Source organism: Pseudomonas chlororaphis (genome assembly GCF_001921865.1).
Lineage (GTDB): Bacteria > Pseudomonadota > Gammaproteobacteria > Pseudomonadales > Pseudomonadaceae > Aquipseudomonas > Aquipseudomonas chlororaphis_D.
On sequence record NZ_MSCT01000020.1, the window covers coordinates 686,783 to 710,592 of the forward strand.

Sequence of the window (23,810 nt, forward strand, 5' to 3'; positions counted from 1 at the left end):
CAAAGCCCGATTCGCACCGAGCCTTGTGTGTTGAGCTTGCGGCTTACCAACGATAGCCCGAACAACTATTGGCCGCTTTGGTCAGTCTGTTGCCGACGCTGGTGAGGGTACGCTGACATTATTGCTATTGCTGCGGCCTTTTTACGTGGTCCATCGCGCCACCGATACCGGAATAGTCCTAAAAAGCCGCCAGGCACCTAGAGCTACAAATAGGCGCCAAGTGCCATCTCACATAATTTTTAGGAGCAATCCTATAGAGCGCGATGCTGGGGCATTGCTTAAATGCTTATCACGGCAATCATCAAGCGACCCTCAAGTTGAAAAACTCGCCCCCCAACCCCGCACCTAACTCCCGAATCAGCCTGGTCATATTAAGCCGCGACAAACAGTACGCATTGCGCATGACCGAGCGCCTCAGCGGTAGCGATCTTTTCCATATCGAACACGTCGAATCGTTGAGTAACCTGCGCCTGCGCAAGCAACCTGTCGACATCGTTATGGCCGAAATTCATGCGGACCAGGCCGATAGCCTGATGCTCCCGTGCTGGGTTAGCGAGCTTAACGCCTCGGACCGGTTACGCAGGGCTCCACATATTGTCTGGACGATACAAACCAGCACGCCTGACAATGCGATTTCGCTGGTCGCCGGCATCGAGCATGACCGGATGGATACCATCAATGACATTCCCAGCGCCGCCCTGGAATCGCATGCCAGCCTAACTAGAGCCTCAGGCATTCAAGTCGAGATTGTCGCCGAGAATCATCCCGATCAATTACTGCGGGTACTCGAAAAACTTGCCAGTACCGAACACTCGGACCCCATCCTGTTGCAATCCAAAAAGTTGGAGCTCTTGCTCAGCGAAGATGATGTCGTATCCGTGGTGACCACAGGGGACGATTTGCGGGTGATGCTGCAGCCACAGTACGACCTGGCAAACCATCGGGTGGTCGGTGCCGAAGCACTGATACGCTGGCGACATCCACTCCACGGCGACATACCCTTGTCGATACTGATCCCGATGGTCGACAAGCTAGGGCTAGACCTGTTGCTGTTCAGCTATATCGAGAAGACCGTGATCGAGATCCTCGGCATCCTCGATCGCCAAAACATAGACATTCCCATCGCGATTAACGCATCGGCCCGCACGCTCTGTGCTGCCGGACTGGCTACCCGACTGGCAGCCAAGATGCACAAGGCCGGGTTGCCCACCCGGCGATTGAAGATCGAGTTGACCGAACAAATGACCCCTGACAACGAGCTGGCGCTGTCGGCATCCATCATGACGCTGCGAGCAAAGGGCTTCCTGATTTCCCTCGGCGATTTCGCTGCCGGTGCCGCAACCCTGGCTCTGCTGGCGCACATCCCCTTCGATGAAATGAAAATCGACGGAAAGCTAGTCAGGGCAGCGGGACAATCTCCACAATCGAGCGAGATCATTTCCGGCATCGTCAGCCTTGCCAGCCTTTTCAACTTGAACCTGGTGACTGGGGGCATTGAGGATCGATCCAGCATCGAACTGCTCAACCGCTTGGGCTGCAGCACCGGACAAGGATTCGCCCTGGCACACCCGCTGGAGCAGGATGAGTTTCTGAACCTTGTGGCGCGATAGTGCACGGCTAGAGCCTGCGCACAACCGTTGCAGGAGCAGATGTGTCTGCACCTAAAAAACTCTCGATCAGACGCCAGTAACGGCTATTCTCATGACTTAGTCTTTGGGTCGACTGGTCCATACCGAGCGCCGTCTAACAACCATGAAGCCTGTACGCGTTGCATTACTTGACGACCATGCCGTCGTTCGCCAAGGCCTTGTCAGCCACCTCGGCGGCACCCCCGGTATAGCAATCGTCGGAATATATAAAAACAGCCGCGAGCTGATGCGAGACATGCCTACGGTGCCCGCCGATGTCCTTTTGCTGGATTTCGTTCTCGGCCGTGACGAGCTCGATGGCGTCTCGCTCATCCGCGCCTTGCAAGTACGCTTCCCTGCCTGCCGGATACTAGTGCTGTCAACCCAGAACGACTCGGCCACCGTGTCGCTGGCGCTGCGGGTTGGCGCGCGCGGATTCATTGGCAAGGATGAAGACCTGTCAGGCCTCGCCAAGGCGATCCGAATGGTTGCTTCCGGGGCCATTTACCTGAGCGCAGAAGCCTCTTACAAAGTGGCAGACGCCATCCAGCAGATTAACGAGCCCCCTCAACTGATTAGCGATAACGCTCTGCAACTTGCGGTACTGTCGGCGCGCGAGCAGGAAGTGATCCGCTGCTATCTCGACGGCATGACCATCACGGAGATCGCCGAGAAGTTCAACCGCAGCATCAAGACCATCAGCACACAAAAGGCCACTGCGTTCCGCAAGCTGGGGATAACCTCCAACAATGGCCTGTTCAAGATCATGAAAACGCTAGAGTAGTTTACATAACGCTCACGCATGCCCACATGACGCCACATACCTACGGCCATGGAAAAAGGCATGAACGTGCGGAGCGTTTAAATAAGTTTCTAAAGGCAGGCCTGCAAGTCATTCTCGGTGAGCTTTTTTGTGAACTACAATTTTTCACTATTCTGAAAAGAAAAAATCATATGCCAAAAGAAATCGAATACGCCAAAACGGCAGAAGACTTTTTCTCCGTCGCGGCAAAAAACTTCACCTCACTCAACGTCGGAGCGGCGCTGGAGTTATTTCACACCGACTGCATCATGGTTGATGTAACGGGCACGCTTCATCGCGGCAAGGACGCTATTGCACTTGAGTTGGAAAAGTTCTTCAGCCTTGGCCTTCCAATACACTCTACTAGACGAAACTTGTTTGTATCCGGCGATATGGCCCTGCAAGTTTCTGATTGGCGTCTTCGCGGTACAACCAAGGATGGAACGGAAATAGATATTGGAGGAACTGCAACCGACGTTTTATGCCGTAGGCATGACGGCATCTGGCGCTACATCATCGATAATCCATTTGGAGTTCTTGACCGGGGAGACGTTCTGCCCCAGGAACTGCCCTGAACAGTAATGTTCAACCGATAATGAAGAAAGCGTCGAAATGACGCACGAGCCTCTGTCTGTCAGTTTCCCAAGTGCCATTGACATCCATGACCAGCTCCCAGTCCTGAACGGGGTAACACTGGTGTCAATAACCAGTCGGACCTGACCGCCAGCAATAATCATTTTGCCCACGCTTTTGCTTGAGAAGTTCCGCTGCCTTGTCCGAGTGCACATCACCGGGACTCAAGCCTCTGTTTGACCAACCACCTCTGCCCCCACCGAAAGAGCAATATTGCGCGCGTGCAAGAGCATATGGCCACGCTGTATTCCCTTGATGTGGAACGAGCAGCGCTCCCAGGTTTTTTCATCAAACTGACGGCATCCTAAATTTAGGAGTACTCCTAAAGATTTTTCTTACCAAACTAGCCAGCATTCACTCTGGATCGCTTCATGTCGCTTGCGGGCCATCTGCAATTGGCAGTGTGGTGCGTTGAATCTTTAGTGTGTATTTATATTTCTGGAGCGTAACTGAAAATGGCACTGACTAGTTTGATAGACATTAAATCCGGAAAGGTTACTGAACAGGTAACAGGTAATCTGGTATCGGTAAAAGCTCCCGGCATCGTAAAAATCTCATTAAGCCCGCAAGACATGAAGTCTTATTATAAATCAGGGAACAATCTGGTTATCGAGCTGAGCTCGGGGAAACAGATTGTTCTTGAGGGGTTCTTTGTTGCTGCGCCTGACGGCGCACGCAATGAGTTGGTGCTGGAAGATCAAGGACACTATTGGCATGCCGCTTATGGGGAGAATGAGGCGTCCCTGTCTTTAGAAGAGATTTCCGGCATAGATGAGCTGCTGGTTTCAGCGGGTGGGGATAGTACCTTCATGTGGCTGGTGGGTGCCCTTGGACTCGGGGGCTTGGTAGCGTTGGTGGCCAGTGGGCGAGACAGTAAGGACGACAAGCCCGCCGACTCGCCTGTAACCCCGGATGCTCAGGGCCAAGGGGTAGTCAACGTGCCACCAGTTACAGCGGTGGATGTGCCTTCACTGCCCTCACAGGCGGGAGCAATCGATCCGATCTCCGGCAAATTGCCAGTCACCGGTGCCCCAGGCGCCAATGTGCAATTGCAAGACAAGGACGGCGGGCCAGTCGGCTCGCCTGTGACCCTGGATACCCTGGGCCAAGGGGTAGTCAACGTACCGCCAAGCATGAGTGGTGAACAAATCAAGGTGGTGGCCACCAGTTCGGACGGTAAGCCATCGCCAGCTACGACGGTAAATGTACCTTCGCTGGCCCCACAGCCAGGAGTCATCGATCCAGTTTCGGGCGAGTTGCCAGTTACCGGTACCCCGGGCGCCAACGTGCAATTGCAAGACAAGGACGGTAAGCCCGTCGGCTCGCCTGTGACCCTGGATACCCTGGGCCAAGGGGTAGTCAATGTGCCGCCAAGCATGAGTGGTGAACAAATCAAGGTGGTGGCCACAAGTTCGGACGGTAAGCCATCGCCAGCTACGACGGTAAATGTACCTTCGCTGGCCCCACAGCCAGGAGTCGTCGATCCAGTTTCGGGTGAGCTTCCAGTCACCGGCACCCCGGGCGCCAACGTGCAATTGCAAGACAAGGACGGTAAGCCCGTCGGCTCGCCTGTGACCCTGGATGCCCTGGGCCAAGGGGTAGTCAACATACCGCCAAGCATGGGTGGCCAGCCAATCAAGGTGGTGACCACCGGTGCGGACGGTAAACCATCGCCAACTACAACAGTGAATGTGCCTTTGCTGGCCCCACAGCTGGGAGCAGTCGATCCAGTTTCGGGCGAGTTGCCAGTCACCGGTACCCCAGGCGCCAACGTGCAATTGCAAGACAAGGACGGTAAGCCTGTCGGCTCGCCTGTAACCCTGGACACCCAGGGCAAGGGAGTCGTCAACGTACCGCCAAGCATGGGTGGCCAGCCAATCAAGGTGGTGGTCACAGGCGCAGACGGTAAACCATCGCCAACTACAACAGTGAATGTGCCTTCGCTGGCCCCACAGCTGGGAGCAGTCGATCCAGTCTCCGCCAAGTTGCCAGTCACCGGCACCCCGGGCGCCAACGCGCAGTTGCAAGACAAGGACGGTAAGCCTGTCGGCTCGCCTGTAACCCTGGACACCCAGGGCAAGGGAGTCGTCAACGTACCGCCAAGCATGGGTGGCCAGCCAATCAAGGTGGTGGTCACAGGCGCAGACGGTAAACCATCGCCAACTACAACAGTGAATGTGCCTTCGCTGGCCCCACAGCTGGGAGCAGTCGATCCAGTCTCCGCCAAGTTGCCAGTCACCGGCACCCCGGGCGCCAACGCGCAGTTGCAAGACAAGGACGGTAAGCCTGTCGGCTCGCCTGTAACCCTGGACACCCAGGGCAAGGGAGTCGTCAACGTACCGCCAAGCATGGGTGGCCAGCCAATCAAGGTGGTGGTCACAGGCGCAGACGGTAAACCATCGCCAACTACAACAGTGAATGTGCCTTTGCTGGCCCCACAGCTGGGAGCAGTCGATCCAGTTTCGGGTGAGCTTCCAGTCACCGGCACCCCGGGCGCCAACGTGCAATTGCAAGACAAGGACGGTAAGCCCGTCGGCTCGCCTGTGACCCTGGATGCCCTGGGCCAAGGGGTAGTCAACATACCGCCAAGCATGGGTGGCCAGCCAATCAAGGTGGTGACCACCGGTGCGGACGGTAAACCATCGCCAGCTACGACAGTGAATGTGCCTTCACTGCCTGCACAAGTGGGAACAGTCGATCCGGTCTCGGGCGAGTTGCCAGTCACCGGTACCCCAGGCGCCAACGTGCAATTGCAAGACAAGGACGGCAAACCCGTCGGCTCGCCTGTAACCCTGGACACCCAGGGCAAGGGAGTCGTCAACGTACCGCCAAGCATGGGTGGCCAGCCAATCAAGGTGGTGGTCACAGGCGCAGACGGTAAGCCATCACCAGCTACAACAGTGAATGTGCCTTCGCTGGCCCCACAGCTGGGAGCAGTCGATCCAGTCTCCGCCAAGTTGCCAGTCACCGGCACCCCGGGCGCCAACGCGCAGTTGCAAGACAAGGACGGTAAGCCTGTCGGCTCGCCTGTAACCCTGGACACCCAGGGCAAGGGAGTCGTCAACGTACCGCCAAGCATGGGTGGCCAGCCAATCAAGGTGGTGGTCACAGGCGCAGACGGTAAACCATCGCCAACTACAACAGTGAATGTGCCTTTGCTGGCCCCACAGCTGGGAGCAGTCGATCCAGTCTCCGCCAAGTTGCCAGTCACCGGCACCCCGGGCGCCAACGCGCAGTTGCAAGACAAGGACGGTAAGCCTGTCGGCTCGCCTGTAACCCTGGACACCCAGGGCAAGGGAGTCGTCAACGTACCGCCAAGCATGGGTGGCCAGCCAATCAAGGTGGTGGTCACAGGCGCAGACGGTAAACCATCGCCAACTACAACAGTGAATGTGCCTTCGCTGGCCCCACAGCTGGGAGCAGTCGATCCAGTCTCCGCCAAGTTGCCAGTCACCGGCACCCCGGGCGCCAACGCGCAGTTGCAAGACAAGGACGGTAAGCCTGTCGGCTCGCCTGTAACCCTGGACACCCAGGGCAAGGGAGTCGTCAACGTACCGCCAAGCATGGGTGGCCAGCCAATCAAGGTGGTGGTCACAGGCGCAGACGGTAAACCATCGCCAACTACAACAGTGAATGTGCCTTCGCTGGCCCCACAGCTGGGAGCAGTCGATCCAGTCTCCGCCAAGTTGCCAGTCACCGGCACCCCGGGCGCCAACGCGCAGTTGCAAGACAAGGACGGTAAGCCTGTCGGCTCGCCTGTAACCCTGGACACCCAGGGCAAGGGAGTCGTCAACGTACCGCCAAGCATGGGTGGCCAGCCAATCAAGGTGGTGGTCACAGGCGCAGACGGTAAACCATCGCCAACTACAACAGTGAATGTGCCTTCGCTGGCCCCACAGCTGGGAGCAGTCGATCCAGTCTCCGCCAAGTTGCCAGTCACCGGCACCCCGGGCGCCAACGCGCAGTTGCAAGACAAGGACGGTAAGCCTGTCGGCTCGCCTGTAACCCTGGACACCCAGGGCAAGGGAGTCGTCAACGTACCGCCAAGCATGGGTGGCCAGCCAATCAAGGTGGTGGTCACAGGCGCAGACGGTAAACCATCGCCAACTACAACAGTGAATGTGCCTTTGCTGGCCCCACAGCTGGGAGCAGTCGATCCAGTTTCGGGTGAGCTTCCAGTCACCGGCACCCCGGGCGCCAACGTGCAATTGCAAGACAAGGACGGTAAGCCCGTCGGCTCGCCTGTAACCCTGGACACCCAGGGCAAGGGAGTCGTCAACGTACCGCCAAGCATGGGTGGCCAGCCAATCAAGGTGGTGGTCACAGGCGCAGACGGTAAACCATCGCCAACTACAACAGTGAATGTGCCTTTGCTGGCCCCACAGCTGGGAGCAGTCGATCCAGTCTCCGCCAAGTTGCCAGTCACCGGCACCCCGGGCGCCAACGTGCAATTGCAAGACAAGGACGGCAAACCCGTCGGCTCGCCTGTGACCCTGGATGCCCAGGGCAAGGGAGTCGTCAACGTACCGCCAAGCATGGGTGGCCAGCCAATCAAGGTGGTGACCACCGGTGCGGACGGTAAGCCATCGCCAGCTACAACAGTGAATGTGCCTTCGCTGGCCCCACAGCCAGGAGTCATCGATCCAGTTTCGGGCGAGTTGCCAGTTACCGGTACCCCGGGCGCCAACGTGCAATTGCAAGACAAGGACGGTAAGCCCGTCGGCTCGCCTGTGACCCTGGATACCCTGGGCCAAGGGGTAGTCAACGTACCGCCAAGCATGGGTGGCCAGCCAATCAAGGTGGTGACCACCGGCGCGGACGGTAAGCCATTGCCAACTACGACGGTGGATGTGCCTTTGCTGGCCCCACAGCTGGGAGCAATCGATCCAGTCTCCGCCAAGTTGCCAGTCACCGGCACCCCGGGCGCCAACGTGCAATTGCAAGACAAGGACGGTAAGCCCGTCGGCTCGCCTGTGACCCTGGATGCCCAGGGCAAGGGAGTCGTCAACGTACCGCCAAGCATGGGTGGCCAGCCAATCAAGGTGGTGACCACCGGCGCAGACGGTAAGCCATTGCCAACTACGACGGTGGATGTGCCTTTGCTGGCCCCACAGCTGGGGGCAGTCGATCCAGTCTCGGGTAAGTTGCCAGTCACCGGCACCCCGGGGGCCAGCGTGCAATTGCAAGACAAGGACGGCAAGCCCGTCGGCTCGCCTGTGACCCTGGATACCCTGGGCCAAGGCGTGATCAAACTGACTCACGACGCGGGCGGCGAGTCGTTGCGCGTGATCGTCGAAAAGGGGGGGCAACAATCATCTGCCGCGCAGGTCGAGACCCCACTGCTGAAGCCCGTACTGGGCCCGGTCGATGCCCTGACCGGACAACTGATGCTCGAGGGCAAGCCGGGCGCTACCGTGCAAATCGATGTCCCGGCCGGGACCGCCATTTCCGTGATACTGGATCAACAGGGCAAGGGCAGTGCGATCCTGCCGTCCATTGCCAGCCTTGAGTCGCTCGAAGGGACCCTGACGTCGGGCAATCTGGTGTCTGCTCCCGCGAGCATCGCGGTGCCGGTTCTGGCACCGCGTAATGGTGAAGTCAACGACACCGGGACTCACGTGGCGGTCAATGGCAAGCCAGGCGAGATCATCAAGGTCATGGATGCTCAGGGCGTGGAACTGGGCAGTGGTGTCGCAGGCAAGGACGGCGCGATCGAGATTGCCCTGAATACGCCACAGGATTCGAGGGTGGACCTGACCCTGACTGCCTACAACAAGGGGCATGCTTCACCGGCTATCGTGATCGTGGCGCCGGTTATCGACACGGAACGGCCATTGCCGCCCATCGACCTGAATATCAACCCGGACGGTACCCGCGTATTGGGCAAGGCCAAGGTGGGAGAGACGGCGAGGATCGTCAATCTCGATACCAAGGAAGACCTGGGTACGTTCGCCGTCGGGTCTGACGGTTTCTTCTCGGCCAATATCCCGTTGCAGATGGGGGGTGACAAGCTTTCCATAACGCTGGAAAAGGGAGCGAAAACCTCGCTGCCAGCCCTGTTGCTGGTCCCGTACGACTGGGATCAGTTTCCGGCCAAACCGTTCGATTTGAGCATCGATGTCACGGGCACCACGGTTCAAGGCAAGGGCGTCCCCAACACCATCGCCCTGGTCAAGTCCGAAGACAATCAGACGGAAATCGCCAAGGGGCTGGTTGGACCGGATGGGGCCTTCGAGCTCCGCATTGCCCTCCAGCCGGGCGGTCAGCGGTTGAACGTCGCCTTGCAGAACAAGGACAAGGTCTCCGATTCCGCGACGGTGATAGCCCCTTATATCGACTCCAATACGCCGACCGGCATGAGTATCAATGAGGCCGGTACGCAGGTGACAGGCAAAGGCAAGGCCGGCGATACGGTTCGCGTCAAGGATGCCCAGGACAACGAAATCGGCTCTGGCGTGGTCGGGCCTGACGGTACCTTCGTGGCGACCATTGCCAAGCAGCCGGCTGGGCAGTCGCTGGCCGTCACGGCTCAGGGGCAAGGCGTTGAGTCCGCCCCGGCATACGTGCAAACACTGGCGTTCGATATCGCCCGACCGACACAACCCGATGCCCGTATCGACGCCAGCGCAACCAGGATCAGCGGCAAGGCCGAGCCAGGCGCGAGCGTATCGGTCAAAGATGCTGCCGGTAATCTGCTAGCGGGCCCGGTCCTGGCCGAGGCAGACGGTACATTCACAGCACAGATCGCCCAATTGGCCGCAGGTACTCCGGTCAAGGTCGTGGCTGAAGTGGCGGGCAAGGAGTCGCTGCCTGGTGAGTTGATCGTTCCTCTCGTGGCTGGAGCGGTTCCGCCGCCCCCCTTGAGCGCATCGATCAGCGCCGATGGCAAGAGCGTCTTCGGCAAAGCCGCACCCAACAGCACTATCGAGGTCAAGGATACCAAGGGCAATAAGCTGGGCGAACAGAGGGTTGGCGACGACGGTAGTTATGACGTACCCATCGAGGTACAGGTGGGCGGAACAACGCTATATGTGCTCACCGCGGCCATGGCGGGTGAGTCGTCTCAGGTGCCCGTACTGGCACCATTTCAGTTGACAGCGCAAACCCAGGAAGCCCACGTCGGTCTATTCATCGATCCATACCTCAATGAACTTACGAACACCGTACGCACTATCATTGATAACCCCATTAGTACGTCCGTTGGTGACATAGCCGACAATGTGAGTGAGTTTTTCGGCAAGAAACCCCGGTCAGCCTCCGAAGTTACGAAAGAGTTTTCCGTGGCTGAGAACGAAAGGGTGCAAGTAAAGATAAGTGATAATACTCGGTTCAATGCCGACTTTGGTCGTATCAGTAATGTGACGATAGAGAAGCAAGTCGGAGACAAATGGATTAATGTAAATGAGCGCGGCCCCAAGGGAGAACTTGCCAACTTAGTTGGCAAGGGCATCAAGTCCGACATGGACAAATCAAGTATTTCCTTCACATATGAAACCCCCGGCGACTACCGCATCACTATCTACGATGAAAGCGTATTGAGTGTAGGGGATAAAAAATATGCCATCACGTTCACCAAGGAACCCTTCGCAGGAGGTTTTGCCAACAACGCGATCATCAGCAGCCTTATTCTTTCGCCAGGGGCGAAGCTTCTCAAGGTTAATGACAAGACGTTGGCGAACGACACATATACCGCTATACGAAACAAACATGGTGAGTTGCACATTAGAACCGACGGCCGGGCCAGCTATGTGCAGGATCAAGATGCCAGTCCTTCGAATCAGCCGGAAACCTTCACCTATGAAGCCCTTGAAGCGTCAGGGGCGATAAGGTCGTCCAGCTTTACCATCACGCCCACCCCCCCTGCGATATCGGGTGATCTGCTTTCCCAGGACGATGCGTCTATCACCAGCGTCAACAATACTCCGTTGCCTGAGAACGACGAACACACCATCAACAGCAAGTTCGGCGACTTGAAAATCAAGGCAGATGGCCAATATACCTACACCCCAAAACTCAGCCTGGCGGGGTTGAATGAAACGGATACCTTCGAGTATGTGGTCAGACATAAGAGCGGTGAGACGGTCACTTCGACCCTCAATGTGCATATTGCCGATGCCCGACTTGTGGCCGAGCTGGAAACGGTCTCGCCAGTTACCGACCTGAGTATCAACCCGGACGGTACCCGGGTATTGGGCAAGGCCAAGGTGGGAGAGACGGTGAAGATCGTCAATCTCGATACCCTTGAGGTCCTGGGTACGTTCGCCACCGGGCCTGACGGTTTCTTCTCGGCCAATATCCCGTTGCAGGCAGGTGGTGGCAGGCTTTCCGTAACCGCGGAAAATGCTGTGAAAACCTCGCTACCAGCCCTGTTGCTGGTCCCGCTCGATGGGGAGCAGATTCCGGCCAAACCGTTCGATCTGTGCATCGATGCCACGGGCACCAAGGTTCAAGGCAAAGGCACCCCCTACACCATCGCCCTGATCAAGTCCGCGGACAATCAGACGGTGATCGCCAAGGGGCTGGTTGGGCCGGATGGGGCTTTCCAGCTCAGCATTGCCCCTCAGCCAGTCGGTAGGCTGTTGAACGTCGTCTTGCAGAACAAGGACAAGGTCTCCGATTCCGCGACGGTCATAACCTCATATATCGACGCCAATACGCCGACCGAAGTAAGTATCAACAAGTCCGGTACGCAGGTGACGGGCAAAGCCAAGGCCGGCGATACAATTCGCGTCAAGGATGCCCAGGACAACGAAATCGGCTCTGGCGTGGTCGGGCCTGACGGTACCTTCGTGGCGACCATTGCCAAGCAGCCGGCTGGCCAGTCGTTGACCGTCACGGCTCAAGGGCAAGGCGTTGAGTCCGCCCCGGCATACGTGCAAACACTGGCGCTCGATGTCGCCCGACCGCCACAACCCGATGCTCTCGTGGAGGGAGCTGCTCCGCCGGTCGCCTTGAGCGCATCGATCAGCGCCGATGGCAAGAGCGTCTTCGGCAAGGCCGCGCCCAACAGCACTGTCGTGGTCACGGATGCCAAGGGCAATGAGCTGGGCGAACAGAGGGTTGGCGACGACGGCAGTTATGACGTCCCCATCGAGGTACAGATGGGCGGGACAACGCTGCATGTGTTCTCCTTATCTATGGATAAGCAGTCACCCTTGTCGCCTCAGACCTCCGTACTGGCACCATTCCAGCTCGCGGCGCAAACCCAGGAAGTGCAGGTCGGTCTCTTTATAGATCCAGGCATCAATAAACTTACGAAAACCGAGACTGCCCCCATTGATGTCCCTCTTAGTTCGGTCATTAGTAAACTAGCCGATAAAGTGACTGATCATTTAGGTAAGGAATCCTGGTTTCCCTCCAAAGCTACGCAAGAGTTTTCCGTGGCCGAGAACGAAAGGGTGGAAGTGAGGATAAGTAATAAAAATCAGCTCAGTGGTGACTTGCTCCGTTCCAATGAGTTGGCGGTGGATAAGCGAGTCGGAAATGAATGGGTTAATTTAGATCGAAGCATGGGGGGTGAGTTTGTCAACCTGAATCTGCTTGGCAAGGGCTTCAAGTCCGACCTAAACGGGTCAACTACTTCCATCACATATGAAACCCCCGGCGACTATCGCTTAACTATCATCGATGAAAGCTTATTGGGTTTGGGGCGAAAAGAATATACAACCACAATCACCAGGGAGTCCTTCGCAGGAGGCTTTGCCAGCAGCCTGATCACCAGCGACCTTACTCTTTCGCCAAGGGCAAAGCTTCTCAAGGTTAATGGCAGGGAGCTGGAGAACGAGGCATATACCGCGATACCAGGCAAGCATGGCGAGTTGCTCATTGGAACCGACGGCCGGGCCAGCTATAAGCAAGATCAAGATGCCACGCCTTCGGAGCAGTCGGAAACCTTCACCTATGAAGCCCGTGAAGCGTCAGGGGCGATAGTGGAGTCCAGCTTTACCATCACGCTCACCCCCCCTGGAGTATCGGGTGACCTGCTTTCCCAGGACGATGCGTCTATCACCAGCGTCGGCAAGACTTCGTTGTCCGAGAACGCCGAACACACCATTAACGGCAAGTTCGGCGACTTGAAAATCAAGGCAGATGGCCAATATACCTACACCCCAAAACTCAACCTGGCGGGGTTGAATGAAACGGATACCTTCGAGTATGTGGTCAGGCACAAGAATGGCGAGACGGTAACGTCAACCCTCAATGTGCATATTGCCGATGCCCGGCTTGTGGCCGAGTTGGAAAAAGTGCCATTGGGGTCGAACTCGCCTGCCGATCTGACAGGAACGGATGCCCCCTCTCAACATTTGCTTGACGTGAACAACGACGACCATGCCAGTCTGCCCAGGCTCAATCTGCAGGAACAGAAACTGGACACCAGCAAGTTATTCAAACTGCAACCCATGGATGATCAGTCCGAGGCGCCATTGACGGTGACATTGAAAGATATCCTGCAGCCTGACGGTACGGTATCCGGTTCGATGTCGGCTTCTGTACTGGACCTGCCGGACTCCTGGAAGACCGATGGATTTAAAGCGTCGTCGGACGGTCGTGACTACTTGCACTATATCGATACAACGACAAAGAAGGATCTTTGGGTGGAAAGTGGAGTTTCCGTCATCTAAGTCGTATTGAAAACAACCTGGGCCGCAAGGCCCAGGGCTACTCTTGGTAATTATTATGTTTTATTTGCTGAATTCTCGGCACGCTGTGTTCTGCCTGATATTCGTACTGTTAGTGAGTACAACTTTCTCGGTCGAACAGGCCAGTGCCCAGACCGTCTATATCATTCCCAACTCGCGCCCTGCTCAAGTATCAGTAAAACCTGTTGAAGAAAGGCGAGTGGAACAGGCTTCCACCACCGTTGCTTCGGCTGGCAAAGGCAGTGCTGCGCCAAACAATCCAACTCCGGTCTTCGTCAATGAAGAGCGTCTGCCCGAGGCAGGTGGGATAGGCAAAAGCCTTGAAACAGAACACGTCGTTCCACCCGTTTCCTTGACCGCCTTGATCAAGGCCGGGCAGTTTCTTCCTCCGCCCGCTGCCCGGTTGGGGATGGACGACAGGGCCCCTGTCAATACGGATCGCCCGGACCTGGCTACTGCCATCCATATGGCAATCGCTTCGTATCCGGATATCAAGCGGGCCCATGAAGGGGTCAACGAACAACTTCAATATGTCGAGGTCGCTCGGGCCGGTTACCTTCCCAAGATCAATGGTGGAGTGAAGTCCGGTTATCAAAGCGCAACCCCTGGCGGGAACAGTGCCCAGGTGTTCGACCTGACCGCTTCGCAGATGCTGTATGACTTCGGCAAGGTGGCCAGCGCGGTCGAGACCAGCCAGGCAGGCGTGGCGGAGCGACAGGCCGAGGTTCGCCTGAGCACCGAACGGGTCACCCTGAATACGACACAGGCCTTTCTCGACAGCCAGTACTACCAGCGCGCGGTCTTGATTGCCCGGGAACAGATAGAAAGCCTGGAAAAGGTTTCCGCGCTCGCTCGCCAACGCTTCGACATGGGAGCCAGTACTCGTTCCGACTACATTCAGACCGCCTCGCGCATTGAAGCGGCAAAGGTTGCCGAGTTGCAGCATCAGGCCAATCTTGCACGCGCCCTGGCTACGCTGGCGAGCCTGACAGGAAATGCCTCGGTGACGGCTGTTGCCGACCGTTTTCCAGGGGCACTGGAGCAGTCCTGCCAGCGGCAGGACGCGAACATGCAGGACAACCCTGAGGTGATATCGGCCCAGGCTCGGGTGGACAGGGCACAGACCGGAGTCAAGGCGGCAAAGGCGGCCGGTTTGCCAACCTTCTCCCTGGAGCCCACCTTCACCCAGCAACTGGATGACAACTCAAGGACAGATCAAGACAGAAGCCGATACAGCGTATTCCTCAATGCAAGCATGCCGATTTACCAGGGCGGCGCGATCCAGTCCGGCAAGGCCGCCAGCGAGCGGGCCCTGGCATCCGCGCAGGCCGGGCTCGATACCGCTCGGCTCAACGCACGACAGGAACTGCAGCAGGCCAAAAGCCAGGTGCTGAAGCTGCATTCCAGTCTCGGTGCCCAGTCTCTGCGCGAACGCGCCATCAATGAGACTCGCGAGTTGTATCGCAAGCAGTATCTCGAATTGGGCACACGCCCCTTGCTCGACCTGCTCAACGCGGAGCAGGAAGCCTATCTGGCGCGTATCGAGCAACAAAGCACGTTAAACACTCTGCGCCGATTGCAGATCAACTGCCTGTATAGCGCAGGCCATCTCAGTCGGTCGTTCGGCGCCGCCGGCAATGACAATTATCCCGAGCGTTTGCCATGAACCCAACCTTGCAAGACGAGCCAGGAAAGAGCGCGCAGCACAATTCCCCACCCTGGCTGGAAGTGCTGTTGTTGGTCGCCGGCCATTACAACCTGACCTTCTCGCCCGAGGACGTTCGCCTGGCTGCGGCCTGGCAGAACAGCCCGCATTCGGACGAACAGCTGTACGCGATTGCCAAGCACCTGGGGCTTTCGATCAAGATCGACGAAGAGCTGAAAGTCCAGGACCTCACTCAGTGGCGCCTGCCATTGCTGATTCAATTGCAAGATGGCCAGTTGGCGCTGATCGAAGGACTAAGGGCCGATGACTCGCTTCAGGTCCGGCTCAGTGGCGACCACGGCCTGGCGACGGTGTTGCCTCGAGCCCAATTGCTGGAGCAATGCCGCAGGGTCATCATCCTTCGCCCCGTGGGCAATCGTGCGGACGTGCGCATTGACGATTACACCAAGCCCCATGAAAAGCACTGGTTCAAGGACATTGTCCTGCGGGACTGGAAATCCTATCGCTATGTCATATTCGCGTCACTGATCGCCAATCTGATGGGGCTGGCCGGGGTGCTGTTTTCCATGCAGACCTATGACCGGGTCGTGCCTGCGGGCTCCATGCCGACCCTGTATGTCTTGTTCATCGGCGTGCTGCTGGCCGGCGCTATCGACTTCGTGATCCGCAATGCCCGATCCCATGTCACCGACCTGCTGGGCAAACGAGCGGACATGCGCCTGTCCGACAAGGTGTTTGGTCACTCCATCCGTCTACGCAACTCGGCCCGCCCGCGCTCCACGGGCACCTTCATTTCGCAGATCCGGGAACTGGAACAGATCCGTGACCTGATCACTTCCAGTACGGTAACGGCCATGGCCGACCTGCCCTTCTTCCTGCTGTTCCTTGCCGTGTTCTGGCTGTTGGTCGGCCCTCTTGTCCTGGTGCCCCTGTGTGCCTTGGTATTGATGGTCGTCCCCAGCTTACTGAGCCAGGGCAAGCTGGGCCGGCTGGCCAACCAGGCTCTCAGGGAGTCGAGCTTGCGCAATGCGTTGCTGGTGGAGGCCATCCAGGGATTGGAGGACGTCAAGGCGCTGCAGGCCGAGCAGAAATTCCAGCTGAGCTGGAATCACTACAACGCCACGACAGCCGCCGCGAATCTGCAGCTCAAGGCACTGACTCATCGTTTGCAGTATTGGTCGCAGTCGGTGCAAACCCTGGTGTTCGCCGTGGTGATTTTCTTTGGGGCGCCGATGGTCATGGTGGGGGACCTGACGACGGGCTCCCTGGTGGCCGCCTCGATCCTCGGATCGCGCATGATGGCTCCAATGGCCCAGTTGACGCAGGTGATCATCCGCTGGCAGCAGGCAAAAACCGCGCTGGCCGGCCTGGACAAGCTGATGGCGCTGCCCACCGATTACCCGGAGCACAGCCACAAAGTCCATCGTGCCCACCTGTATGGGGACTACGTCCTGGACAAGGCGGTTTTCGCCTATGGCCCAGATCGCCCGGCCCTGCACGTCGAACGGATGAGCATTCGCGCCGGTGAGCGCATCGCCGTGCTGGGGCGCAATGGCGCCGGCAAGTCGACGTTGTTGCAGGCCTTGGTAGGAGGCATCGACGCTCGCTCAGGCTCCATCAGCCTGGACGGCGTCGTGCTCAATCACCTCGACCCCGCGGACGTTCGCCGGGACGTGGCCTTGCTGACGCAGGACTCTCAGCTGTTTCACGGGACCATCAGGGAAAACCTGAAGTTGGGCGCGCCTTTGGCCGCCGATCAGGAAATGCTCTCGGCACTCGCCCTGACGGGGGCGGCGAGTTTCATCAACAAACTTCCGACCGGTCTGGATCACCTGATCATGGAAGGCGGCATCGGCTTGTCGGGTGGCCAGAAACAGTCGTTGCTGCTGGCCCGCCTGCTCCTGCGTCAACCCAACGTGCTGCTGCTGGATGAGCCGACCTCATCGCTTGACGAAGGAACCGAGCGCTTGTTTCTGGAAAACCTCGGCCTGTGGGCCCAGGGCAAGACCCTGATCATCGCTACGCATCGGCCTGCCTTGCTGGAACTGGTCGATCGAATCGTCGTGGTCGACGAGGGCAAGGTCGTGCTCGACGAACCCAAGGATGAAGCCATCAGGCGTCTCAGCCGCTCTGCCGCGGTCAACCCCGAGAACGGAGGTGATCGGCATGCTTGATATTCACGGATTGCTGGCCCGGGCGCGCCGCCTCATGAAGAAGAAGTCGCCGTTGGAAGGAATGGACCCGGAGGACGATGCTGCGCTGCAGCAATCAATGGGAGTAGTCAGCTGCCTGATGGTGATTGTTCTGATCCTTGGTAGCTGGGCCTATTTTGCCGACCTGGAAGAAGTCTCCAAAGGCGATGGCAAGGTGATTCCCAGTTCCCATGAGCAGATCATTCAATCGCTGGAGGGAGGCATCCTGGCCGCTCTCAACGTGTCGGAAGGTGATCTGATAGAGGCAGGACAAGTACTGGCGCAACTTGATCCGACCAAGACCGAGTCGAACCTGGAGGAAAGCGCTTCTCGATACCGTGCCGTCCTGGCTAGCGCAAGTCGCCTGCAGGCGGAGGTGGATGGCAGTGCCCTGGTTTTTCCCGATGAACTTCAGCCATTCGCCGAGCTGATGGCTCGAGAAACCCGGCTCTACAATAAACGGGTCAACAGGCTCAAGGAGTCTCTGGCGGGGGTGAATGATTCGCTGCGATTGGTCGACCGGGAACTGCAGATCACCCAGTCGCTGGCCAAAAACGGTGCCGCCAGCAATGTCGAGGTGATTCGCTTGCAGCGCCAGCGCAGCGAATTGCAGCTCAAACTCACCGAGCTACGGTCTACCTATCAGGTTCAGGCGGGAGAGGAGTTGGCCAAGGCTCGTTCGGAGGTCAGCACCTTGAACTCGGTCATTAGAGGTCGCGAGGACTCATTGACCCGCTTGACGGTCCTGTCGCCCGTGCGCGGCATTGTCAAAGGCATCGAGGTGACCACCATCGGCGGGGTCATCCCGCCCAATGGCAAGCTGATGCAGATCGTACCGCTGGATGACCAGCTCTTGATCGAGACACGCATTTCACCGAGGGATATCGCCTTCATTCATCCGGACCAGGCGGCGAAGGTGAAAATCACCGCTTATGACTACTCCATCTACGGCGGGCTCGATGGCAAGGTGGTGACAATCTCCCCGGATACGATCCAGGACAAGGTGAAGCCGGAAAACTACTTCTATCGCGTGTTCATTCAAACAGAGTCGAGTTTTCTAAAGAACACGCAGGGTCAGCCGTTCGCCATCAGTCCCGGGATGATCGCGACGGTGGACATCAAGACAGGCTCAAAGACGGTATTGGACTACCTGATCAAACCGTTCAACAAGGCCAGGGAGGCCATGCGCGAGCGTTGATTCCAGGGGTATCCATTCCCCCATCGAGGCGATGAAAAACACACCACAACGCCGGCCATGAGCCGGCGTTTTTAATGCCCGGAAACCCCCTGCCCTGCCCTTTCAGCCGCTGCCGGTCAGTGACTGAGCATCTGCAGCGGACAGCCGCGGGTGATCGACTCGATGCGTGCGGCGCTGAGGCCGAAGGCCTGGAACCATTTCTGGCTGATGTCCAGCCACGGACGGATGTCCGGCTGGCTGGTCTGGCCCAGGTCCGAGCTGTAGACCACCTGGGGCAGCTCGCGCAGGACCCTGGAAAAGTCGTCCTCGTCCTGATAGCCGAGCAGGTAGGTCAGCGCGGTCTGCTCGATGTAGAGCAGCGGCAGGCTGCCCAGCTCCAGCAGGTCCGCGGCCTTCAGCCCGGTCAGGGGGTTGGCCGGCTGGTTGAGCATCAGCCGCGGCACCTGCAAGCGGTCCGCCGCCTCCACCAGGCGCAGCACTTCTTCGCGGTTGGCATGGCCGGTGGAGATCACCACCGGGTAATCCCGGCTCATGCGCAGCAGCTCCAGGGTGGCGTGGTTCAATCGGCCGCTGGCGTCGCTGACCGTCAGCGGCTGCACCGGGCGCTGGCCAAGGATCGGGTGGCTGAGGTCGCGGGCCAGGCGGCTGGTGTGCTTGCGCCCCGTGACGGTGGGCAGGTGGACGATGAAACGCAGCTCGGCGGCGCCATGCTGGCACAGCGAGCGCTCGACCACCCGCCAGTCGATCCCTCCGGCAATCTCGTTGAGCACGATCGAGCCGGACACCGGCAACCCCTGCTGGCGTGCCTCCCAAGCCTGGGCCGCGGTACAGCCCAGATGGTTCTTGAGCACCACCCAACCGTCCAGCGCCCGATACTGCCCGCCGGCCTGTATCGCGCTGTGGCGACGCAGGTAGGCATCGGGGCCGGCATGGTAGTGAACATCGATAAAGCGCGCCGCGGCGGCCTCGCTTGCTGCGGTCGAGGTGCTCATGCATGGGCCTCCAGGTCGATCCCAAGGTGCGTACGCACGCTGGCGCGCACCTGGGCCAGGTCATCCAGCAGCGGGCGCATGCCGGCGCCGGGAACGCCCACCGCCCGATGCTGCGCGGACGCCTGGAAGCTGACATTGGTCGCCCTGACCAGCTGCGAGCGCTCGCCGAAGATGCTCAGCAGGCGCCCCGGCCAGGCCGCGACCTGTGGCTCGACATTCAGCTCGCTCAACAAGCGGAAACCCTGGTCCAGGCGTCGCCCGGCCCGCTCGTCGGCCGTCGCCGGCGGCGCAGGCTGGCGCGCCGGCGGTTTCACCCGGGCCGGCAGCACCCACTGATCGAGCAGCATCAGGGCGGTGTCGACGTCGCCGGCGCTGGCCAGGTCGGCCATCGCCCCCAGGCGCCGGTCGAGGATCTTGTCGGCCCTGGTCGGCGAGGAAATCAGCAGCGCCTGCGCCGCCTGCCGGCCCACGCCGGTCGCCAGCAAGCCCTGGACCACCGCGCCGCCCAGGGCGGACCCGGCGATCAGGGCAATCGGCCCCAGCGGTTCGAGCACCTGCGCCCAGCGCTGGGTAAAACCGATGAAAGGCTCGTCGTCATCGCCCAGCAACGACAACGTGTCAAAGATCACGACCCGATAACCCTTGTCGACCAGCGACTGGGTCAGGGGGGCGAAGAACTGGCCCTCGTCCCAGGTGGGCATGACCGGCGACATCACCACCACCAGTTCCGGGCCCAAACCAAACTGCACATGTACGGGGGCATTGCTGTTCATATCGATTCCTTTGCGCAAGAACAGGGTTCGTCGGGATCAGGCAAACCGTCGGCCGGCAACACGCAGCGCCTGCTCCGCGCCGCGCACGGTCTGCTCGACGATGGTGGCCGCGGGCAGCACATCGTTGATCAGGTCGGCGACTTCGCCGGTCCAGATCGCCCGCACGTCGGTGTTGTCTTCGCGCAACGCCTGCGCGTAGTCCTCGGCCACGCTGGCCGGGGCTCCCAGCAGCTCTTGCTCGAAACCCAGCCAGCGCGCGGTGAAGTCGTTGGCCAGGGCGCGGCCGCTGTAGTGCTCGGGCCATTCGATGCCGCGCACCAGGTCGAACGCCCGGGTGCGTACCAGGTCGCCCGCCGTGGCCTGGAGTAGGCGTTGCTTGACCTTGTTCGACGGCAGCGCTTCGTCGCTGGCCAGGAAGCGCGTACCCAGCATGGCCCCGTCGGCGCCCAGCAACAGCGCCGCGGCTAGCCCCCGGCCATCGGCGATGCCGCCGGCGGCGATCAGCACCGCGTCGTCGCCCACCGCGTCGCGCACGGCCGGCAGCAATGGCAAGGACGCGCGCCGCAGGCTGTGCCCGCCGGCCTCGGCGCCCTGCACGATCAAGGCGTCGGCCCCGGCATCCAGCGCGGCCAGCGCCTGGTCGACGTCATGCACCTGCACCACGGCCTGGGCGCCGCTGTCCTTGATCGGGGCGATAAAGGGCCGGGCATCGCCGAACGACAAGGCGACCACATCGGGCCCATAGGACAGGGCCAGGTCCAGCAGCTCGAAACGCTTGGCCACGGTGAACATCACCAGGCCGACGCCCCAGGGCTCCTTGACGTCACTCATCAGCGCCAGCTCGGTCTTCATCCAGTCCGGATCGCCATAGCTGGCGCCGACCAGGCCGAGCCCGCCGGCCCGGGAAACCGCGGCGGCAAGGCGCCCGCCGGAAGCGCCGCCCATGGGCGCCAGCACCACCGGATGGGTGATCTTGAGCAGTCGGGTCAGCGCGGAATCAAAATTGCTCACGGTGTCTCTCCTTGATGTACCGATAAAAGTCGCCGAACGACGGGCCCGCGGCACCCCGTGCGCGCGGGCCCGCTTGCCCTCAGGCGAGTGCCGCGGCCACCGGGGCGAAGTCTGCCGGGATGTAGTCGTTGACCTTGTAGAGGTGGAACTCCCAGGTGCCGGTTTCCTTCAATCGGGAATAGCGCGACATGAATTGCTCGTCGCTGAACAGCGAGTCGAATTCCTCCTTGCTGCTCCACTGCGCCTGGTTGATCACGGTCTTGCCGTCGATGCTCTTGAACAGGCGGCTCCACTGGAACGACGGGTAGTTCTGCGCCACATAACCCACGGCCGAGCGCAGGACGTCGAGGGCGGCGTCCTGCTGCCCCTCGAAGACATGCACCACGTTGACCAGGAAAATCGCCTCGCTCTCGGCGGGGGTAGGTGCATCGAATTCAGTCAGGTTGCTCATGTTGCCTCCAGGCAAAAAACACAGTGTTCAGGGGATGTTCAAAAGCGGTTCAGTGGATCAGTTCGCAGGACTGCACCGGCTTGCCGTCCTGCCACAGCAGCGGCGAAATCCGCTCGTTGACCCGCGACTTCTCGACCCGGCCGACGATCACCTCGTGGGTGGCGTAGGACAGCCGCGCATCGACGCTGCAAAACAGCGTCGCCTGGGCGTCGGCCAGGTACGGCAGGTCGTCGCAGGCCGCCCAGTCACCATGCTCGAAGCGCGCATTGCCCTTGAGCTGGCCGGCGAAAACGCCCACCAGGCGGCTCTGCGCGGCATCGAGCAGGTTCACGCTGAAGCGCTGGTTGGCCAGCAGCGGCTGGTACAGGCTGGCCGTGCGGTTGATGCAGATCAGCAGCGACGGCGGCTCGGTGCACAACGAGCTGACCGCCGTGGCGACCATGCCGCTGCGCGCGCCGTCGACGCCGGTGGCGATGATCGACACCGTGCTGGTCAGGCGCCGCATGGCCCGTTTGAAGTCCTCGGCCAGCGCCTGTTCGGGGGGCTCGACGGCCAGCGCCAACGCGCTCCGGGCGCTCATGCCACCGCTCCGATAATCACCCGCGAGCTGTTGTGGGGCTGGCGCAAGCCGGCGTCTTCCATGCGTGGCAGGACGTCCTGGAGAAACTCGTCGAGGCCGCTCTTGTAGTCGAGCCAGGTCAGGCAGATGCCGTCGATGCCCAGGTCGCTGTAGCGCTGGAACTGCTCGGTGATCATTTCCGCGGTGCCCACCAGCGGCACCCCGGCGAACCCGGCCTTGAAGTGGAAGCGGAAGCGCTCGGCGTCCTCGGTGCTGGCGAACATGCCGCTCTGGATGCCGATCTCCGAGGTGACGTTATCCAGGGCGACTTCATCGCCGTGTTGGTTGACGTAGTAGTCGAGGTACTTCTCGGCCTCTTCCAGGGTGTCTTTCTGCACCACGTAGGAGTAGACCCAGATCTGGATCTCGCGGCCGAACTCCAGGCGCGCCAGGTCGCGGTAGGCCTTGATCTGCGCGCGGATGGTGGCGTCGTCGTCCTCGTGCTTGAGGATCAGGAACGCCGCGTCGCAATGCTCGGCGCAAAACCTTCGACCGCGCTCGGAACCGCCGGCGTTCATCAGGAACGGCTGGTTCAGCGGCTTGGGCTGGGCAAAGCCCTGGGCGATGTTGAAGAAGTCGCCCTGATGGTCGAAGTTGCCCGGTTCGTTCCAGGCCAGCCGGGCGATCTTCAGCCACTCGTCGGCGTGGTCGTAGCGCCGGTCGTGCTCCAGCTGCACGCCGCCGTTGAACATGCCCATTTCCTTGCCGTACCAGCCGCAGATCATGTTCAGGCCGAAGCGCCCGCCGCTGATGTGGTCGATGGTCGCGGCCTGCTTGGCGGCGAACAAGGGATGCACGGTCGACAGGTGGGAGGTGGTGAACAGCGCGATCTGCTCGGTCACCGAGGCCAGGCCCGCGGCCCAGGTATAGGTCTCGAACGACACGCCCATCGGGTCGCTGGCGCCGCCCCAGCCGCGCCAGCGGCCGACCGGCAGCAGCAGTTCCAGGCCGGCCTTGTCGGCCTTCTTGGCGATTTCCAGGTTGCCGTTCCAGTCGGAGGCGTCCAGGCGCTCCGGAACCGTGGTCAGGGTGCAGCCGCCCTCGATATTGAGCGCGAAGACCCCCAGCTTGATTTTGTTGGTGCTGCTGCGCATCGGGTTGGTCTTGATCTTTGCCGGATGATTCGAAGTCATTGCTGTATCTCCTTGATCAGGGAACGTGATGCGTCGTTGCGCCTCACGCCTGTACGTCGCAGGCAGGTTGCC

At 59.8% G+C, this 23,810-nt stretch carries 13 protein-coding genes; 7 read left to right on the forward strand and 6 right to left on the reverse strand.

What is annotated here, in order from left to right; translation table 11 throughout:
• The first annotated feature begins 401 nt into the window (after positions 1-401).
• The 7 genes from BTN82_RS26185 (at position 402) to BTN82_RS26225 (ending at position 18,759) form a co-directional block, all read left to right on the forward strand.
• Complete coding sequence (locus BTN82_RS26185; RefSeq protein WP_186828449.1) at positions 402-1,610, forward strand: EAL domain-containing protein; 1,209 nt, start codon at positions 402-404, stop codon at positions 1,608-1,610.
• Between the two features lie 142 nt (positions 1,611-1,752).
• Entirely contained in the window at positions 1,753-2,412 is a 660-nt protein-coding gene (locus BTN82_RS26190) for a response regulator transcription factor (protein ID WP_075121946.1), read from the forward strand.
• 26 nt (positions 2,413-2,438) lie between these two features.
• Positions 2,439-3,005, forward strand: a complete 567-nt coding sequence (locus tag BTN82_RS26195; RefSeq protein ID WP_081375519.1) for a YybH family protein — start codon at positions 2,439-2,441, stop codon at positions 3,003-3,005.
• A 513-nt stretch (positions 3,006-3,518) separates the two neighbouring features.
• Positions 3,519-13,685, forward strand: coding sequence for an Ig-like domain-containing protein (locus BTN82_RS31240; RefSeq protein ID WP_148169615.1), 10,167 nt, complete (start codon positions 3,519-3,521; stop codon positions 13,683-13,685).
• Between the two features lie 55 nt (positions 13,686-13,740).
• Positions 13,741-15,369, forward strand: a complete 1,629-nt coding sequence (locus BTN82_RS26215) for a TolC family outer membrane protein (protein ID WP_148169616.1) — start codon at positions 13,741-13,743, stop codon at positions 15,367-15,369.
• Positions 15,366-17,543 (forward strand): type I secretion system permease/ATPase, encoded by a 2,178-nt coding sequence (locus BTN82_RS26220; RefSeq protein WP_075121952.1) that lies wholly within the window; start codon positions 15,366-15,368, stop codon positions 17,541-17,543. The genes BTN82_RS26215 and BTN82_RS26220 overlap by 4 nt, the downstream gene beginning before the upstream one ends.
• A gap of 34 nt (positions 17,544-17,577) precedes the next feature.
• Entirely contained in the window at positions 17,578-18,759 is a 1,182-nt protein-coding gene (locus BTN82_RS26225) for an HlyD family efflux transporter periplasmic adaptor subunit (RefSeq protein WP_075122026.1), read from the forward strand.
• Between the two features lie 116 nt (positions 18,760-18,875).
• On the opposite strand, the gene BTN82_RS26230 is transcribed toward BTN82_RS26225, so the two are convergent.
• From BTN82_RS26230 to BTN82_RS26255, 6 genes are all read right to left on the reverse strand, one after another.
• Positions 18,876-19,751 carry a DUF6282 family protein gene (locus BTN82_RS26230; protein ID WP_075121953.1) on the reverse strand — a complete coding sequence of 292 codons (876 nt, stop codon included), beginning with the start codon at positions 19,749-19,751 and terminating at the stop codon, positions 18,876-18,878.
• On the reverse strand, positions 19,748-20,524 hold the full coding sequence (locus tag BTN82_RS26235; RefSeq protein ID WP_075121954.1) for an alpha/beta hydrolase: 777 nt from the start codon (positions 20,522-20,524) through the stop codon (positions 19,748-19,750). Before BTN82_RS26235 ends, BTN82_RS26230 begins: the two co-directional genes overlap by 4 nt.
• A gap of 36 nt (positions 20,525-20,560) precedes the next feature.
• The gene (locus tag BTN82_RS26240; RefSeq protein ID WP_075121955.1) at positions 20,561-21,535 is read right to left on the reverse strand and encodes an NAD(P)H-dependent flavin oxidoreductase; all 975 of its coding nucleotides are present in this window, start codon (positions 21,533-21,535) and stop codon (positions 20,561-20,563) included.
• Between the two features lie 79 nt (positions 21,536-21,614).
• Entirely contained in the window at positions 21,615-21,986 is a 372-nt protein-coding gene (locus BTN82_RS26245; protein WP_075121956.1) for an antibiotic biosynthesis monooxygenase family protein, read from the reverse strand.
• A gap of 49 nt (positions 21,987-22,035) precedes the next feature.
• Complete coding sequence (locus BTN82_RS26250; protein WP_075121957.1) at positions 22,036-22,566, reverse strand: flavin reductase family protein; 531 nt, start codon at positions 22,564-22,566, stop codon at positions 22,036-22,038.
• Positions 22,563-23,738: an LLM class flavin-dependent oxidoreductase gene (locus BTN82_RS26255; RefSeq protein WP_075121958.1), complete on the reverse strand. Its 1,176-nt coding sequence runs from the start codon at positions 23,736-23,738 to the stop codon at positions 22,563-22,565. Before BTN82_RS26255 ends, BTN82_RS26250 begins: the two co-directional genes overlap by 4 nt.
• Positions 23,739-23,810 lie beyond the last annotated feature (72 nt).